The organism is Pedobacter ginsengisoli (genome assembly GCF_002736205.1).
GTDB lineage: Bacteria > Bacteroidota > Bacteroidia > Sphingobacteriales > Sphingobacteriaceae > Pedobacter > Pedobacter ginsengisoli_A.
In genome coordinates this window covers 3,127,884-3,146,163 of the sequence record NZ_CP024091.1, presented here as the reverse complement: position 1 = coordinate 3,146,163, position 18,280 = coordinate 3,127,884, and the positions used below count along the sequence as shown (strand labels likewise).

Below are 18,280 nucleotides of genomic sequence, written 5' to 3'. Positions count from 1 at the left end.
GATGAATAAAAAAAGCGTCCTGATATATTTCAAGACGCTTTTTTTATTGAGTGGGGTATATTAATTACCCGGTAATCTTTTTCGATTCTGCAATAATTGCTTCACGGATACCCTGAGAAACCTTAACCAAAGGAAGTCTGAGGTTATCATCGCACACGCCGAAGTGTTTTAATGCTGCTTTAGCACCTGCAGGGTTACCCTCTACAAACATTAATCTGGTAAATTCGATTAAACTAAGGTGCAATGGCAGTGCTTTAGCAAAGTCGCCGGCCAGACATAACCTAATCATGTCAGACAATTGCTTTGGTAATGCATTTCCAATAACAGATATCACTCCAACGGCACCTAATGATATCATTGGCATTGCAACAGGGTCATCGCCAGAAATTAACATAAAGTCGGCTGGCTTATCTCTCATGATCTGGTTAAACTGATCAAAATTTCCTGATGCCTCTTTGATACCAATAATGTTATTTAAATCAGTTGCAAGGCGGCAAGTTGTGTGAGCGCTAACATTGCTTCCTGTGCGGCCAGGTACATTGTATAACAAAATTGGCAATGAGCTAGACTCGCTAAGTGCTTTGTAGTGTTGGTAAATACCTTCCTGAGTTGGTTTATTGTAGTACGGGCTTGCAGATAAAATGGCACTGTAACCACTAACTTCAAAATCTTTTATATTTTGTGCAATAGCTCTGGTGTCGTTACCGCCAATTCCTGCAACAAGCGGTAAACGTCCATTATTTATTTCTGCTGTAAATTCCCAGATCTTCTTTTTTTCGTCCTTATTGAGTGTTGATGCTTCTCCTGTGGTACCCAATGATACCAGGTATTCTACCTTTCCTTCGATCAGGTAATTGATCAGGTTTTTTAACCCGTCAAAATCTACTGACCCATCTGCATTAAATGGTGTAACCAGTGCTACACCTGTTCCATGAAATTTGTTCATTGTTTAATTATTATTTCAACATCTCTAATAAATCACCCTCTGCAATCAGTGGTATATTTAATTTTTTCGCTTTATCCAGTTTAGACGGACCCATATTATCGCCGGCAAGCAGATAATTAAGTTTGGCCGAAATGCCACTTAATATTTTCCCACCATTGCTTTCTATAAGATCCTTTAGTTCTTCTCTGCTATAGTTCTCAAAAACGCCCGAAATTACAAATGTTTTTCCAGTTAACTTGTCACTTTGTAAAGCAATTTCATTTTCTATAGCTTCAAATTGAAGTCCGTAGGATTTTAAAAGCCCAATTTGATGTAAATGTTCCGGATTTCCAAAATATTCAATGATACTTTCTGCAATACGTTGTCCAATTTCATCTATAGCTGTTAGCTCTTCAAGGCTTGCGATTGATAGCTTGTCAATATTTTTAGTGCCGAAAGCTAATTTTTTGGCAACAGTTTCGCCTACATACCTGATGCCTAATCCGAACAAGACTTTTTCGAAAGGCATTTGCTTAGATTGCTCAATACCTTTAAGCATATTTTCAATGGAACGTTCTCCAAAGCGCTCTAAAGTTTTTAATTCTTCGGCCTTTTCGTGAAGAGTATACAGGTCGCTGATGTGTTTAACCAGCCCTTTCTGATAAAATGTTTCAATGGTTTCGTCTCCAAGACCATCAATATTCATAGCTTTCCTACCTATGAAATGTTGAATCTTGCCTACAATTTGCGGGGGACAAGCTTCATCATTAGGGCAGTAAAATGCCACTTCACCTTCTTTCCTGATCAGTTCCGATTGACATTCAGGACAAACTGTGGGGTAAATAATTTTAAGTGCCCCGGCTTTACGTTTATCCATGTTTACGTTAATTATTTTGGGGATTATCTCTCCGCCTTTTTCTACGAACACACTATCTCCCTCATACAAATCCAATCTTTCAATCTCATTTGCATTGTGCAGGGTGGCCCTCTTTACAGTAGTACCGGCAAGTTGCACCGGTTTTAAATTCGCTACAGGAGTAACAGCACCAGTGCGACCAACCTGGTAAGTTACCTTTTCCAATATGGTCTCTACTTCTTCCGCTTTGAATTTAAAGGAAATGGCCCAGCGAGGAGATTTAGCAGTAAAGCCCAGTTCCTGTTGCTGTGCATAGCTGTTCACTTTAATTACAATACCATCAATGTCATAAGATAATTTGAAACGTTCAGTTTCCCATTGTTTAATAAACACCAATACCTCATCTATACTACCAGCCAGTTTTGAATTGCCGCTCACATTAAATCCCCAACTTTTTAAAGTCTGTAAGCTTTCCCAGTGAGTTTTAAAATAATTCTTGTCGGTATTTAATGAATATAGAAAGCAATCAAGAGGGCGCCTGGCCACTTCTTTCGAGTCTTGCATTTTCACTGTCCCTGCGGCAAAATTCCTCGGGTTAGCATATTGGATTTCCCCAAGCTCTTCTCGCTCTTTATTTAAGCGTTCAAAGGCTGCACGGTGCATAAAAATTTCACCCCTGATCTCAAACAGAGGGGGCACTTCCTCATTTTTTAATTTATGGGGGATGTTGTTTATTGTTTTTACATTGGTGGTTACATCGTCACCTTTGGTGCCATCTCCGCGGGTAACGGCTCTTACAAGCCTGGTATCCTCATAAGTCAGGCTGATGGAAAGTCCATCAAATTTGAGTTCGCAAACATATTCAAAACTCTCGCCTATAGTTTTTCTTACCCGCTCATCAAAATCACGAAGATCCTGCTCATTATAGGTGTTTCCTAATGAGAGCATTGGCCATCTGTGTTTTACAGTCGTAAATGTTTTGGTTATTTCGCCTCCAACTTTTAGGGTAGGAGAGTCGGCGTCTGCAAATTCCGGATGTTCTTTTTCCAGTTTACTTAGTTCCTCAAGTTTTTTGTCGAACTCATAATCTGCAATGGTGGGCATTGCCAATACATAATAATTGTAACTGTGTTGATTAAGCTCCTTAACCAGCGCATCCATTTTATCTTTTATATCAAATAGTGACATGAAAGCGAAGATACAAATTAGCAACAGCAGCTAATTGAGATTTAGATGAAATATTTTTGATGTTAATGATTGCCTGAATTTAGATGGAGTTCAATGTTGTTAAAGATAGACATATAGTTCTCCTCCAGGTTTGTCTTGAAAATAGATAGTTTCTCTGTTAATAAGACAAGTTGTGGCTCCGTAAAAGGACTATCCCATAGGCGCATACAAATCCGGTTTAAGGCGTAGGATATGTTTTCGATTTTTTGATAGCTAAAAAGATATCTACTTGAAATAAAACTGTTCAGAAATTTAAAGAATATAGTGGTATCAGCTACGCCACTTTTTTTCAGAAAGGAATCTAATGCTTTTGTATCTGCCCCGCTTAGCTGCTCATAAAAAGTATTGATATTTACCGTACCGTGAATGGTTAGTAAATGATCAAGCACCAGCTCAAGACCAATATGGGCAAGAAAGAAGGGCTTAACAGGACTATTTTCTAATACCGGTAAAATGATTTGCTTTAAGGAAGTGGTGTTGGATTTGAAAAACTCTGATGAGTGGAAAACTGCGTCAACTGCAATATGTCGACCCCAGCCTTTAAGAATAGAATTTTCATTTGCAACAGATTCAAAAAGGTGTTTTTCTTTTAGCGGATATAAGTTGCTGTCTTTCTGTGCGTTCTTTACGAAATCTGGTAAAACCACTCCAATAACCATGTTTGGATCATGATTGTCTCTTTCAAAATAAAAATGCGACAAAAAGTTCATTGCCCTAAAAGTAGCTAATTTTGTTCAGTTTAACGGTTTTTGGAGCGTATTCAATTAAAAGGATAACATAGGTTTTCCTATATTTGCGGCAAAAGGATATAAGAATGACCAATTTCGTTGAAGAGCTACGCTGGAGAGGTATGTTGCAGGACATCATGCCGGGTACCGAAGAAAAATTGAATGAAGGAATGACCTCTGGTTATATAGGTTTTGACCCTACTGCCGATTCACTGCATGTAGGACATTTAACCCAGATCATGACGCTTATTCATTTTCAACGTGCAGGTCATAAGCCATATGCATTAGTAGGTGGAGCTACAGGCATGGTAGGTGATCCTTCTGGTAAATCTGACGAAAGAAATCTTCAGACTGAGGCTATGGTAGAGCATAACCTTGCCGGCATGAAAAAACAACTTTCTAAATTTTTGAAATTTGAAGAGGCTGGCAATGGGGCAGTGATGGTAAACAATAATGACTGGTTTAAGGATATGAACCTGTTTACTTTTATCAGAGATGTGGGTAAACACATTACTGTAAACTATATGATGGCAAAAGATAGTGTTAAAAGAAGACTGGAAGGCGATTCAGGACTTTCTTTTACAGAATTTTGCTACCAATTGATTCAGGGTTATGACTTTTATTACTTGTGGAAACACCACAATTGCCTGGTGCAAATGGGAGGTTCTGATCAATGGGGTAACATTGTTACCGGAACAGAACTCATCAGAAGAAAGGATGGAGGTACTGCTTTTGCGGTTACAACTAATCTGATCAAAAAAGCTGATGGCACTAAGTTCGGTAAAACTGAAAGTGGTGCAGTTTGGTTAGATCCGGCAAAAACGTCGCCTTATAAATTCTACCAGTTTTGGCTTAATGCGTCTGATGATGATACCAAAAAATGGATCAGGATTTTTACACTTAAATCAAAGGAAGAAATAGAAAGCCTTGAAGCTGAACATGACACTGCTCCGCATTTGCGTGTTCTTCAAAAAGCATTGGCAGGAGATATAACTATTAGAACCCATTCGGCTGAAGCATTGGAAACAGCAATAAAAACTTCTGAGTTTTTATTTGGTAATGGTTCTTTGGAATTCTTTAAAACATTAAATAAAGCACAGGTTTTAGAGATATTTGAAGGTATTCCTCAATTCAGCATATCAAAAGAAGAGCTTGAGCAAGGTATTGATGCAGCTACTTTACTTGCCGAGAAATCGAGTGTTTTTGCCTCTAAAGGAGAAGCTAAAAAACTAATTCAGGGTGGTGGCGTATCTGTAAATAAAGAAAAGATTAGTGACCCGCAAGGTATTTTTAATGTTCAAAACCTATTGAATGATCAGTTTATTATTGTTCAAAAAGGAAAGAAAAATTATTACCTGTTGATTGCAGGCTAATTTAGCTTTTCTGATGGAAAAGTTTAGGTAAGGAAATGTTGTGGATTCTTTTAATTTCGGACAAATTGTATTATATTCGTGTATAATGTCTGGTAGATATGAAAAAGAAAACAGAAACGCGTACCGAACTTGCTGAACCAGCAGTAGCATATGGCAACTTAAATTCAGGATCGTTTGTTGGTTTGCTTGGAGGTAGCTATGCTGTTTCAACAGATTTTGATTTGTTAAAACTTGCCCGTAAAGGTGTTTCAAAAAAAGCACTGGTAAGCCTGGCAAAACAGATTTCGCTTACTATACAGGAAATTGCAGGGATTATGCATATTTCTGAGCGGACACTGCAGCGTTATACTCCGGCAACACTAATTAAAACTGAACATGCTGAAAAGGCCATTGAATTGGCCAGATTATACGAGCGTGGTACAGAAGTATTTGGTACTATAGATAATTTTAATGATTGGATGAAAACACCCAATTATACTTTAAACGGAGAACCCCCATTGAATTTGCTGGATACCTCTATAGGTTTTGAACTGATTCTTCAAACACTAGGCCGTATAGAGTACGGGGTTTTTAGTTAATGCAGCTTTATAGAATTTCGCTTTGTAAAAAGGCTACGGACATGAGCGGGATGGGTGCCAAATTATTTGGTGGACGCTGGAACAGTGTTGGTATTTCGGTTTTGTATATGGCAAGCAATAGGGCATTGGCAGCTTTAGAGGTACTTGCACACTTAACTAATATACAGGATCCTGAAAGTTTTTGTATTGCTGTTTTTGATGTTCCAGATAATAGTATTGAAGAGGTAGAAAAACAACTGTTACCCAATGACTGGAACAGCTACCCATCTCCATCTTCCTTAAGAAAGAGGGGTGATGCTTTTGCTAAGGCAAATAAAGCATTACTGCTAAGAGTTCCTTCGGCAATTGTAGAAGATGAGTATAATTACATTTTGAATGTGAACCATCCTCTTGCCAATAAAGTTAAGATTATAGAAGTGAAGCCCTTTTTATTTGATAAAAGATTACACTAGCCTATTAATAGGTTACATCCTCTGATATCAGCATTGTCAAAACGACCTAAAACCTCAAAAGACCCATCTTCAAATACACGGCCCAGATCCTGAGTTGCTATAAAAGAACAGGAATTCACGTTAGCAAGATCAATAACATTAATTCCTCCTGTCTTGTTGTTTGCTATAAGACTTAGTGGGTCATTGGTGTCGCGCAGGTTAATCTTCATCCAGGGCGGACAGTTAAATATTCCATTTCCGTAAGAGTATGCTTGCGATAAAAGTTCGGTCATGCCATATTCACTATGAATGGCATTGACACCAAAGCCATTCTGTAGTATTTCATGCAATTCTTCTCTAACCATTTCTTTCCTTTTTCCTTTCATGCCACCAGTTTCCATAACAACCAGTTCTGGGAAAGTTATTTTGTGCTGTTCAACAAAATCAAGCAGGGCATAAGTAACGCCAATAAGAATTGTTTTTTGGCCAGAGGCCTGTAACTCTTTTAGCTTTTTAAAAAGGTCATCATGATTATGTAAAAAGTAGCCACTATCTTTATGCTTGCTCTGTTTTAACAAGGCATCAACCATATAAATTAAAGATGATCCATCGCGTTCCAGGTAAGAAGGCAATAATGCAAGAAAACAGGTTTGCTCTGGGTCACCATAAAACTGTTCAAAAGCACTATTAAAGCTTTGCTCATAGACTTTAACATCGGTAACCAGATGTCGGCTTTGTGACATGCCCGTTGTGCCTGAACTACTAAATGTAATCTCAGTTTCTTCAGTTGAACTTAACACATTGTGGCTTTTAAAAAAGCTGATAGGCAGGTAAGGAATATGATCTGATGAAGATATTTCTTCAGGCTTAATCCTTAAATGAGAGATGTATTTGCAATACACAGAACAATTCTTAGCCTGATGTTTAAATACCTTCAGCGCTGCCTTTTCAAACTGTTCTTTGGTTTCAATAGAGAAAATTTGACTGATTAAATCTTTCACGTGCGCAAAAATACACAACAAAGTTTTAATTAAGCATTGGTTTTCTTAGTTAGAATAGCTTTTCTGAAATGATAGCCACAAAAGCCACTCACCCCCGCAATAAATGCACCCAGCAAAGCGCTCAATGCCAGTACCAGTATCCATGAATTTACCCCAAGCATACCAGCAACCCTTAATGCAAGAATATTGTTGTTGGGTAAGCTTTTAAATAAAGCCATACCTGTCCATAACAATAGAATGGCAAAAAATGGCGACCATAAAGATATTTTTCCGGTTTTACCAATTAAACCACAGGTAGCAAAAGAAATTACCACAACTATCCACCATGGTAAAACCATTTGAAGCAAGTAAGAAGCTATTAAAATTACAATAAATACCATGATGCTATTTTTTGGATATTTTTAATTTAGAAATTATTTTGGCGGATGGATCATCGACAGATTGCATAAAGAAAAGGTCATATAGCTCTCCATTGGCCCAGGTATCAATCATATTGTCATAAAATTTACTTCCGGGATTGCCCGATTGTCCACCTGGAAAAACACCATGTCCTTTAGGCGTTTTTCCCAATTCAATCACCATTCGCCATGATGGGCCGTTGCTTTCGCTTAATGCATCAATGGTCATTTTTCCGCCGCCAATCATTAAGGTTTTAGATCCGAAGCCAGGTACCTTTGCAAGGTGCGGAACATTGCTATGTTTAAAGTTAGCCCATTGCCATCTCTCGCCAATAGGACCGTACTTACGTTCCAGGCTATCGCACGAATACTTAAATGCTTCATTTACGAGGTCACTTAAAGTTTCTTTCTGGGGAGTATTAACATTGTCGATCCACTTAGCATCCGGTTGTGTTAAAATCAGCTGCACAGTTCTGTCTCTCGAAGGATAGCGCATTGGCACACCATCCACATTAAACTCATCCTCCCAGATGTTATATTGAATACGCTTTGTCCATAGGTCAAAGATACTTGCTGCAACTTCTTTTGCATTATAGTGTTTATTCCAGGCAGACACTAAAGAGAACCCTTCTTTTTGTGTCGCGTTGAGTTTGCTGCCGTCTACCAAAGGTAAAATGGCAGGTAATATATTTTGAGCATGAATACTGTAAGTGTCAGTTTGCATCGTTCTGATACTGTCAGCAGTAGCATTGGTCATAACCGATAACCGGTCATTTATGCGCTTTGCCCGTTCATACGGACTAAATTCCCAATTAATGTAATAAGGATAAGTTTGATCGGTTGAGGATTGATTAGCAGAGCTAACAAAATCTCGTGGAGGGTTTTTAACCGTAGGGTTCTGTGAAGCAGGAATCCATCCCTGCCAATCATTTTTAGGATCGGAACCGTCCAGAATAAATTTACCCTGATCTTTCCATTTTAGTGGGAATTTGCCATTTGCAGTAATGGCGATATCATTATCTGCAGATGCGAATACAAAGTTTTGGGCCGGAGCCGTATAATAGGTTAATGCCTTGCGGTAATCGTTATAGTTTTTGCCACGGTTTAATAAATAGAAAGTTTTAAGCTCATTGGATTTATCGTGAGCAATCCACCTAAGGGCATTGCCGACAGGAATATTTTGAGCTTTAGAGAATTTTTCTGGCTTTTGCAGATAAACAACGGGGCCTTGATGCGTATAATAAACCGTATCTATCTCAGTTTTGCTACCCCTAATTATAATCTTTTCAAGGCGGGTAGTAGTGTTTTTCCACTCATTATTGTACCAATAACTTTTGTGCGTATTGTCTTTAAATTTGATCTGATAAAAATCTAAAACATCGGCAGCTACATTGGTTACTCCCCATGCAATGTTCTGGTTAAAGCCAATAATTATGCCTGGAGCTCCGGGTAATGATACACCGTAACTGTTCAATCCTGGCGCATGAAGCTGAATTTGATACCAGATAGAAGGGAGGGTTAAATCAAGATGAGGGTCGTTTGCTAAAATGGGATAGCCGGATTTTGTTTTTGCACCTGATATAGCCCAGTTATTACTTCCAATTCCCTCTTCTTTTTGCTTGGTTTGTATGTTTCCTGTTAGCATTTCTTCTGCTACATCAGCAGGAGGTGTAGGTATCGGAAGAGGATTAAAGTCCCATTTGGTGCCTACAGGGATAATTGGGTCTTCTTTAAAAGGGTAGTCAGGAAATAAATCTTTAACCACATCAGTTCCAAATTTCTTTCTGATGTTGGTCATGTAGAACTCGTCAGATCCCATAGCCAATACCGCCGACATCTGTTTTAGCAGTAGGGCACATTTTAATGGGGTCCAGTCTTCTGGTCTGAAATCCAGTAGTTTGTACTCAACGGGTAGTTTTGCCTGAGATAAAGAATGTATATAGGCGTTAATACCGGCAGTGTATGCAAGTATCATTTCTTTTGATTTGGGGTCGGCCATCATACCTTCCAACGATTTCTCTGCACCATAAACCATACCCATCCGGCGTTGATACTTATCAAGTTCTATTGCCTTTTTACCTACAACTTCAGATATGCGCCCGGCGGCAAAACGAGTTTGAAAGTCCATTTGCCATAAGCGATGCATTGCTGTTACATAACCCTGGGCAAAGTAAACATCATGATCATTCTGGGCAAAAATATGTGGAATCATCCTGTCGTCGAACGCGATGTCAACATTTTGAAGGGTACCCTTTAAAACCAGTTTTTTGTTGGCAGCCACCCTGGTGTTTTCTGCATTTTGCCAAAAACCTGTAAAAGGGTTCAGGAATCTGAGAAGAGGTGGGGTATCGCCGAATTTTGTATTGAGAGCATATGTTAGCAGTATTGGTATAACAATGCAAATGAGGGCTTTTATTTTATTCATCATAGCTCAGTTAAAGGCACATCTAAAACATGAATGAAGTATTTGGTTTTTACTTCTTCCGGAATTTAAATTGACTTTGCAATTTAACATAAAAGTTAAATCAATTGCAATGAAAATGAGATTTTGATGATGAAATATTCATTGAAATTAGATTTGGAAAATTAAATTAATGTATTATATTTATAATAAATTAACCTTATATAAATTAACTGCATGAATAAAACTTTTACAAAAGCAATCTTTACATTTTTGTTGCTTTCCATGTCCGTCTTGATAGCACAAGCACAAAATGTAATCATTAGTGGAACTGTTTCAGATAAAGCCACTAAGGAACCAATACCAGGTGTTGGGATTACTGTCAAAGGCACTACAATAGCAACGGCAACAAACACGAATGGTAAATATACCCTTACGGTTAAGCAGGCTGCTCCATTTACAATCGTTATTTCTTATGTTGGTTACGCCTCAATCGAGAAAGAAGTAACAGGGAATACCTCAAATTTAGATTTTGAAATAGAAACCACTACTGTTCTGGGGCAGGAGGTAGTTATTTCTGCATCAAGAACTCCTGAGCGTATTCTGGAATCACCGGTATCTGTAGAGCGGATGGGACCGGCGGTATTAAAAGAACTATCTGCACCATCATTTTATGATGCCCTTACCAATATGAAGGGGGTTGAGATCAGTGCACAGAGTTTAACTTTTAAATCAATAAATACCAGAGGGTTTAACTCTAATGGTAATACCCGTTTTAATCAGCTTGTTGACGGAATGGATAATCAGGCGCCAGGGTTAAATTTCTCGGTAGGTAACATTATTGGTATTTCAGATCTTGATCTAGACAACGTGGAGTTGCTTCCGGGAGCATCTTCGGCACTATATGGTGCCGGTGGTATTAGCGGTACCATGCTTATGACTTCAAAAAGCCCTTTCGATTACCAGGGTGCAAGCTTTTCTTTTAAATCAGGAATTAATCATATAAATGATGATAATACCGGAAATCAGCAGTACAATCAGTTAGATGTGCGGATGGCAAAAGCATGGAATAACAAGTTTGCTGTAAAAGCTACATTTTCATACCTACAGGCTAAAGACTGGCAGGCAGACAACTATAGTAACTTTGATCGTACGGGTCGTGCTTTTAAAGCAGGCGACCGATCAGATCCGGCTTACGATGGTATAAACGTTTATGGTGATGAAAGTTCGCAAAATATGCGCAGTGTAGTTCAGCAAAGCATTGAGCCTACAATACGTGCTGGTATTTTAGCAGCATCCGGAGGTGCATTTAATCCAAAAACTGTACTCGACAACCTTCCTGCGGGAACCAGTTATCCGCAGTATATAGGTTTTATAAATGCGAATGTGCCGGCTCCTTTGCGCCCAGCAGTAACTAATCAGTATCTGCCATTCTATTTCGGACTTAAAAATTCTGCCATTCTTCCAAATCAGGAAGTAACAAGAACTGGTTATAATGAAAATGCACTGGTTGATTACAATACCCAATCACTTAAAGCATCTGGTTCATTACACTACAGGTTTACACCTACAATAGAGGGTATTGCTCAGGTAAACTGGGGGTCAGGTACTTCGGTTTATACAGGTTCCGACAGATACTCATTGCGTAACTTTAGCATCGGACAGTATAAATTAGAACTAAAAGGACAGGATTTCTTTGTTAGGGGGTATACCACACAGGAACGTTCCGGTGATTCTTATATTTCTTCTATTTTGGGTGCGTTCATTAACGAGGCTTCAAAAAAATCACAAGCATGGTATCCTGAATACATCAGTACCTATATCGGAGCAAAACTTACAACTCCAGGAATTACTGATGCACAGGCCCACGCCGCTGCAAGAAACGTTGCCGATCAGGGGCGTTTTGTACCTGGTAGCCCACAGTTTGAGGCTGCAAAAGATAAAATCGTAAACAGTACAATTGCTTCTGGTACAGGTGCAAGATTTGATGATAAAACCAATTTGTATCACTACGAGGGTATGTACAATTTCTCAAATGCACTTAATAATGTAGTGGAATTGCAGGTTGGTGCATCCTACCGCATTTACCAATTGCGTTCAGGCGGAACTATTTTTGATGATCTTAACCATAAAATTGACATCAATGAGTATGGTGCATTTGCTCAGATCGCTAAAAAGATGTTTGCTGATAAGTTTAAACTGGCTGTATCTGGAAGGTATGATAAAAGCTCTAATTTTGACGGACGCTTTACACCAAGAGTATCAGGAGTACTTACAGTTGCACCAGATAATAACATCAGGGTTTCCTTTCAAACAGGTTACCGTAATCCAACAACCCAGAACCAGTATATTGACCTTTCTGTGGCTGGGGGCTTACAGCGACTTATTGGTGGAATACCAAGCATGCTGAACAAATACAATATGCTTACCACAAATATTCCTTTTACTGATGTAAGTTACCGTGCATTCCTTGCATCGGTTGCAGCAGGAACGCCAGATCCTACAATCTTAAAACAATACAATTTTGATCCGAGAGGAGTTCGTCCAGAGAGTGTTCAGGCTTACGAGGTGGGTTATAAAGGATTATTAGGCTCAAGATTCCTGATAGATGCCTACGCTTATTACAATACCTATAAAGACTTCATTACAGCGGTAGATGTTTTTCAGCGGAATCCGGACAATTCATTTTCTAAATTTGGCGCACCTGTAAATGCAACAGGCAAAGTAACTTCTTATGGAGGTGCATTAGGACTGGACTATTTAATCGGAGGTTATAACTTAAGTGGAAATGTATCGTACAATAAATTGGGCGATCTTCCTGCTGATTATATCAACGACTTTAATACACCGGAAGTGAGATATAACCTTGGCCTTGGTAACAAAGAGATCATTAAAAACTTTGGTTTCAATGTAAATTACCGCTGGCAGGATAAGTTTTACTGGAATTCGTCTTTTGCATCAGGAGATGTGCCTTCATTTAGTACCATCGATGCTCAGGTTAACTTAAAAATACCTTCAGTAAAATCAATGATCAAACTTGGAGGTTCAAATATTTTAAATAAATATTACTTCACTTCGTATGGTAACCCTTCAATAGGTGCGCTTTACTATGTAGGATTTACATTTAACCCATAAAATAAATTAATAAAACTCCACTCATTTAATTAGTTTTATAAAGCGCTTGTATCAATACAGGCGCTTTTTTTAATAAGTATATTTTTATATGATAATAATCCTTTGGTTTTAATAGAAATTTTAACACTTTAGTTGTATAAAATACACGATCTGTTATGCAATACGCTACATGATCAACAGGGGAGAGAATTTTTACTAAAGCGATTTTTCATGGAAGAAAATAAAGAATTAATAAACAATATAATTACTAAGGAAACTGTTGATGCACCGATACAGCACTTAAACAATCCGGTAACGGATATAAAACCCATAGTTAAAAAATACCTTAGCCCTGTACAAAGTGTTACTACCGCAGGAAACAAGTTTTTCTTTGCCGATGGCGATGCAAAAGTGGAAATAAGAGTAGTAAGCGACGAGATTATTAGAGTTAGACTTGCGCCTCATGGTGTTTTTCTGGATGATTTCTCTTATGCCGTTCCGGTGGTTGATCAGAAAGTTACCACATTTAAGTTCGAAGAGCTTCAGGACCATTACGCAATATCAACCAATACCGTTACCTGTAAGGTGAAAAAAGACGATTTTCATATCTCATTTACTGATAACCTGAATCATAAGGTGATGAGTGAGGATGCTACACCTATGCACTGGGAAGAAAACATAGAGTTTGGTGGTTACTATGTTTATGCCACTAAAAAATGCGGAGCAGAAGAGAACTTCTATGGTCTCGGAGATAAATCAGGAAACATGAACCTTAGAGGGCGTCATTTTCAAAACTGGAATACCGATGCATACTCATTTGGATGGGATCAGGATCCTTTATACCGCACCATTCCTTTTTACGTTGGCGTAAATGAACAGGCTGCATATGGGATTTTCTTCGATAATACTTTCCGTTCTTACTTTGATTTTGGAAGAGAAGACAACTCGAAAACCAGCTTCTGGGCAGATGGCGGCGAATTGCAATATTACTACATCCACGGGCCGCATATGATGGACGTGGTAAAAAGATACCAGACCTTAACGGGAACCCATCCAATGCCTCCAAAATGGGCCTTAGGTTATCACCAGTGCAGGTGGAGCTATTACCCTGAAAAAAAGGTTAAGGAAATAGCGGATGGGTTCAGATCACGTAACATCCCTTGCGATGCCATTTATCTGGATATTGATTATATGGACGGCTATCGTTGTTTTACCTGGAACAAAAGCCATTTCCCAGATCCGAAAAGAATGATTAAGGAACTTGCTAACGATGGTTTCAAAACTGTTGTAATGATAGATCCGGGTATCAAGGTTGATGACAACTATTGGGTATTTAAAGAAGGTAAAGAAAACAATTACTTCTGCCGCCGTAGTGACGACTATTTCATGGAAGGACATGTTTGGCCTGGCCGGTGTCAGTTCCCAGATTTTACCAATCCAACCGTTAGAGAGTGGTGGGGTAACTTGTACAAAGAACTTGTAGATATTGGTGTCGCCGGAGTATGGAATGATATGAATGAGCCTGCAGTATTTGGCTCTGGTACATTCCCTAACGATGTACGCCACAATTATGATGGTTACAGAGGCTCGCACCGCAAAGCCCATAATGTTTATGGCATGCAGATGGTTCGCTCAACTTACGACGGACTGAAAAAGCTAATGCGCAATAAGCGTCCGTTTACCATTACCCGTGCAGGGTATTCTGGTATGCAACGCTATGGTTGTGTGTGGACAGGCGACAATGTGGCTACATGGGAACATTTAAAAATTGGAAATATCCAATGTCAGCGTATGTCTGTTTCAGGTGTACCTTTCTGCGGAACAGATATAGGCGGTTTTAGCGGAGAACCTGATCCGGAATTGTTTACAAGATGGATACAGTTGGGTACATTCTCTCCATTTATGCGTGCCCATTCTGCAGGTGATACTGCCGAAAGAGAGCCATGGAGCTTCGGTGAGCCATACACCAGTATCAACAGAACATATATAGAATTAAGATACAGGTTGCTTCCTTATCTGTATTCCGTATTCTGGGAGCATCACCGTTATGGTTTCCCTATTTTAAGACCATTGGTAATGCTTGAGCAGGAAAACATCAGCAATGGGTACCGTCAGGATGAGTTCACATTTGGCGATAAAATATTGGTTTGTCCGGTTTTAGAGCAAGGTGCAGCATCCCGTATGGTTTACTTGCCGAAGGGAAAATGGTATAATTTCTGGACACACGAAATATTAACAGGCGAAAGTGAGCACAGCATTGCAACACCTCTGGATCATATGCCATTGTTTGTAAGAGCAGGCTCAGTAATACCTGAATATCCTGTAATGCAATACGTTGGCGAGAAGGATGTAGACGAAGTGCTACTGAATGTTTATTTTTCTGAATATGAAGTGAACTCATTTCTGTTCGAAGATCATGGCGATACTTTTGCTTATGAGCAGGACATTTACTCAGAGAAAAAGTTCAGTGTTAAAGGAACGCAGTATGCTTTAACCATTGAGCAGACCAGAAGCGGTTTGTATACTCCTAATTACGAGTTGTACAATTATAACATTGTTGGCTTACCATTCAACGTAAATAAGATCACGGTTGATGATATTGAAATAACCGATTATGCTTTGGATGAGCTTAATTGCTTACGTTTTAAATCAAATAAAAATTTCACCACAATAAAAATCTATAATTAATGGAAGTGCTTGCCTATAGTTTATTTAGCGATTTTGATATCTCATTATTTATTTCAGGCAAGCATTTTAGGCTGTATGAGAAATTTGGTGCACACCTGATACAGCACAACAATACTAACGGAACTTATTTTGCTGTCTGGGCACCTAATGCCCAGGCGGTAAATGTAACCGGCAATTTTAACCAATGGAATAAAACATCACACCAACTTAACAGACGATTAGATTCTTCTGGTATATGGGAGGGCTTTATTCCAAACATTGGTAAAGGTGAAGTATATAAATATGCCATTAAAGGATTTGATGGTACCGATATAGAAAAAGGTGACCCTTTTGCTACTAAATGGGAGCATCCACCAAGAACTGCTTCCATTGTTTGGGATACTGATTACGCCTGGAAGGATAAAACATGGCTCAACAAGCGCCCAAAAGTTAATGTATTAAATAAGCCAATGTCGGTTTATGAAGTGCACCTCGGCTCATGGCAGCGCGATCCATCAGAACCCAAAAGGGTATTAACCTATAAAGAAATAGCAGTAAGCCTGGTGCCTTATGTACTGGATATGGGCTTTACCCATGTAGAACTTATGCCTATCATGGAATATCCATATTACCCTTCATGGGGATACCAGATTACAGGTTACTTTGCCGCAAGTTCCAGACATGGAACCCCACAGGAGTTAATGTTCCTGATAGAGGAGCTGCATAAAAACAATATAGGTGTTATATTAGACTGGGTTCCTTCGCATTTCCCAGGTGATGCACATGGACTTTTTAAGTTTGATGGTACTCATTTGTATGAGCATGCTGATATGCGTAAAGGATTTCATCCCGATTGGAAATCATACATCTTTAATTACGACAGAAACGAGGTGCGGTCTTTCCTGATCAGTAATGCAATGTACTGGTTGGATAAGTTCCATGCCGATGGTTTACGTGTAGATGCTGTAGCATCTATGCTTTACTTTGATTTCTCCAGAAAGGCCGAAGAAGCTGCTACAAATGAGTTTGGCGGTAGCGAGAACCTTGGTGCAACATTGTTTCTTAAAGACCTTAACGAAGCCGTATATGGTTCCTTTGAAGGCATACATACCATTGCTGAAGAAAGCAGTACTTATCCGGGAGTAACCCATCCTGTATTCGCCGGCGGACTGGGTTTTGGAATGAAATGGATGATGGGCTGGATGAATGATACGTTAAAATACTTTAAAAACGATCCTGTTAACCGAAAATACCATCATCATCAACTCACTTTTAGCATTACTTATGCCTTTAGTGAGAACTTTATGTTGCCTTTTTCTCATGATGAGGTAGTGCATGGCAAATCTTCTATGATTTATAAAATGCCTGGCGATGAGTGGCAAAAATTTGCCAATCTGCGTGTACTTTATGCTTATATGTTTACACAACCGGGCACAAAATTGCTTTTTATGGGTAATGAGTTTGCTCAAACCCATGAATGGGATTTTAAGAACTCGTTAGATTGGCACCTGCTACAACATCCTCCTCATTTAGGAATGCAGAAAACCGTAAGGGCTATTAATAAGTTATATAAATCTGAACCAGCTCTGTATGAGCATAGCTTTTCGCATGAAGGCTTTGAGTGGATCAATGCAGATGATGCACAGCATTCCGTTTACATTTACATTAGAAAAGGTTTAAAAGCAAAGGATACACTGATTGTGATTCTGAATCTTACTCCTGTTTACCGCGAGAACTACCTTGTAGGTTTACCATTTAAAGCCAAATGGAAAGAAATATTCAATACAGATGCTAAAGAGTTTTTTGGAAGCGGAAAGTTGAATGAAGACGTATTGCTTCCTCTACAAGAGACCTGCCATGGTAGGGAGTATTCTATTTCTTTAAATATTCCACCCTTAGGGGCATTGGTTTTAAAGCAAGCCAAGTAGATCTTTGTTTTCAGTATTTTTATTATAATTCGTAAATGACTCAGAATATACATTTTTCGGAAGAAGGTAAGCAGGCAGAAATTCCTATTAAAAAAGCTAACTATAAATCTTATATCATATGGGGTAGTGTAGCTGTGGTTTTAATAATAAGCTTGTTTATTTGGGCACCATGGTCTTCTGGTTTGTATAACAAATTCGCTATTAGTAAACAAATGTCGGTAACCGAGCGTGGAGAAAGTGCAGGAGTGCTTACTAAAGCTGCCGAGTTATATAACTCAGGAGATTACACTGCAGCGCGTAAAATAATGCAAACAGAATACATGAGTAACCCTCAGGATCCATTGCTGTCATACTATTTTTCAATTACATTGATAAAGAATTCTCAGGAACATGAGGCAAGAACAGTACTAAAAAAATTGTATGAAGGAGAGTCGGCATTTAAATACGATGCAGCCTACTATGTGGCATTGAGTTATATTAAACAAGACAATAAAAAAGAGGCCTTAATTTGGTTATCCAAAATTCCTCAAGGCACTCCGAATTACGAAAAAGCAAAAGAACTTTCAGGTAAATTGTAAGTAAAAAGATTTCTCAGGTAGGCTTTTTCATGGTCTTGATAAGGAGTTGCTAGGGTTCTGATACGCTTTTGTCCC

13 protein-coding genes are annotated in these 18,280 nt (G+C 38.8%); 7 read left to right on the top strand and 6 right to left on the bottom strand.

The window, feature by feature from the left end; genetic code table 11:
* Nucleotides 1-64 precede the first annotated feature (64 nt).
* The 3 genes from dapA to CPT03_RS12985 form a co-directional block, all read right to left on the bottom strand.
* Nucleotides 65-946 (bottom strand): 4-hydroxy-tetrahydrodipicolinate synthase, encoded by an 882-nt coding sequence (dapA, locus tag CPT03_RS12995; protein ID WP_099439254.1) that lies wholly within the window; start codon nt 944-946, stop codon nt 65-67.
* A gap of 10 nt (nt 947-956) precedes the next feature.
* Nucleotides 957-2,969 carry an NAD-dependent DNA ligase LigA gene (gene ligA, locus CPT03_RS12990; RefSeq protein WP_099439253.1) on the bottom strand — a complete coding sequence of 671 codons (2,013 nt, stop codon included), beginning with the start codon at nt 2,967-2,969 and terminating at the stop codon, nt 957-959.
* 62 nt (nt 2,970-3,031) lie between these two features.
* Nucleotides 3,032-3,718, bottom strand: coding sequence for a hypothetical protein (locus CPT03_RS12985; RefSeq protein ID WP_099439252.1), 687 nt, complete (start codon nt 3,716-3,718; stop codon nt 3,032-3,034).
* A 104-nt stretch (nt 3,719-3,822) separates the two neighbouring features.
* Here CPT03_RS12985 and tyrS point away from each other — a divergent pair, with 104 nt between their 5' ends.
* The 3 genes from tyrS to CPT03_RS12970 all read left to right on the top strand — a co-directional run bounded on the left by tyrS (nt 3,823) and on the right by CPT03_RS12970 (nt 6,139).
* The gene (gene tyrS, locus CPT03_RS12980) at nt 3,823-5,109 is read left to right on the top strand and encodes a tyrosine--tRNA ligase (RefSeq protein WP_099439251.1); all 1,287 of its coding nucleotides are present in this window, start codon (nt 3,823-3,825) and stop codon (nt 5,107-5,109) included.
* 98 nt (nt 5,110-5,207) lie between these two features.
* On the top strand, nt 5,208-5,687 hold the full coding sequence (locus tag CPT03_RS12975) for an antitoxin Xre/MbcA/ParS toxin-binding domain-containing protein (protein ID WP_099439250.1): 480 nt from the start codon (nt 5,208-5,210) through the stop codon (nt 5,685-5,687).
* A complete protein-coding gene (locus CPT03_RS12970) occupies nt 5,687-6,139 on the top strand; it encodes an RES family NAD+ phosphorylase (protein WP_099439249.1) in 453 nt (150 codons plus the stop codon). The genes CPT03_RS12975 and CPT03_RS12970 overlap by 1 nt, the downstream gene beginning before the upstream one ends.
* Here CPT03_RS12970 and CPT03_RS12965 read toward each other — a convergent pair.
* The 3 genes from CPT03_RS12965 to CPT03_RS12955 are packed head-to-tail and all read right to left on the bottom strand — an operon-like array spanning nt 6,136 to nt 9,945.
* Nucleotides 6,136-7,119, bottom strand: coding sequence for an acyl transferase (locus CPT03_RS12965; protein WP_099439248.1), 984 nt, complete (start codon nt 7,117-7,119; stop codon nt 6,136-6,138). The genes CPT03_RS12970 and CPT03_RS12965 overlap by 4 nt on opposite strands.
* A gap of 29 nt (nt 7,120-7,148) precedes the next feature.
* Complete coding sequence (locus CPT03_RS12960) at nt 7,149-7,499, bottom strand: hypothetical protein (protein ID WP_099439247.1); 351 nt, start codon at nt 7,497-7,499, stop codon at nt 7,149-7,151.
* Between the two features lie 4 nt (nt 7,500-7,503).
* Nucleotides 7,504-9,945: a penicillin acylase family protein gene (locus CPT03_RS12955; RefSeq protein ID WP_317044292.1), complete on the bottom strand. Its 2,442-nt coding sequence runs from the start codon at nt 9,943-9,945 to the stop codon at nt 7,504-7,506.
* Between the two features lie 210 nt (nt 9,946-10,155).
* Here CPT03_RS12955 and CPT03_RS12950 point away from each other — a divergent pair, with 210 nt between their 5' ends.
* From CPT03_RS12950 to CPT03_RS12935, 4 genes are all read left to right on the top strand, one after another.
* A complete protein-coding gene (locus CPT03_RS12950; protein WP_099439245.1) occupies nt 10,156-13,053 on the top strand; it encodes a TonB-dependent receptor in 2,898 nt (965 codons plus the stop codon).
* Nucleotides 13,054-13,263: 210 nt separating this feature from the next.
* Nucleotides 13,264-15,720, top strand: a complete 2,457-nt coding sequence (locus tag CPT03_RS12945; RefSeq protein WP_099439244.1) for a glycoside hydrolase family 31 protein — start codon at nt 13,264-13,266, stop codon at nt 15,718-15,720.
* A complete protein-coding gene (gene glgB / locus CPT03_RS12940; protein ID WP_099439243.1) occupies nt 15,720-17,627 on the top strand; it encodes a 1,4-alpha-glucan branching protein GlgB in 1,908 nt (635 codons plus the stop codon). The genes CPT03_RS12945 and glgB overlap by 1 nt, the downstream gene beginning before the upstream one ends.
* Before the next feature lie 35 nt (nt 17,628-17,662).
* A complete protein-coding gene (locus tag CPT03_RS12935; protein ID WP_099439242.1) occupies nt 17,663-18,205 on the top strand; it encodes a tetratricopeptide repeat protein in 543 nt (180 codons plus the stop codon).
* Nucleotides 18,206-18,280 lie beyond the last annotated feature (75 nt).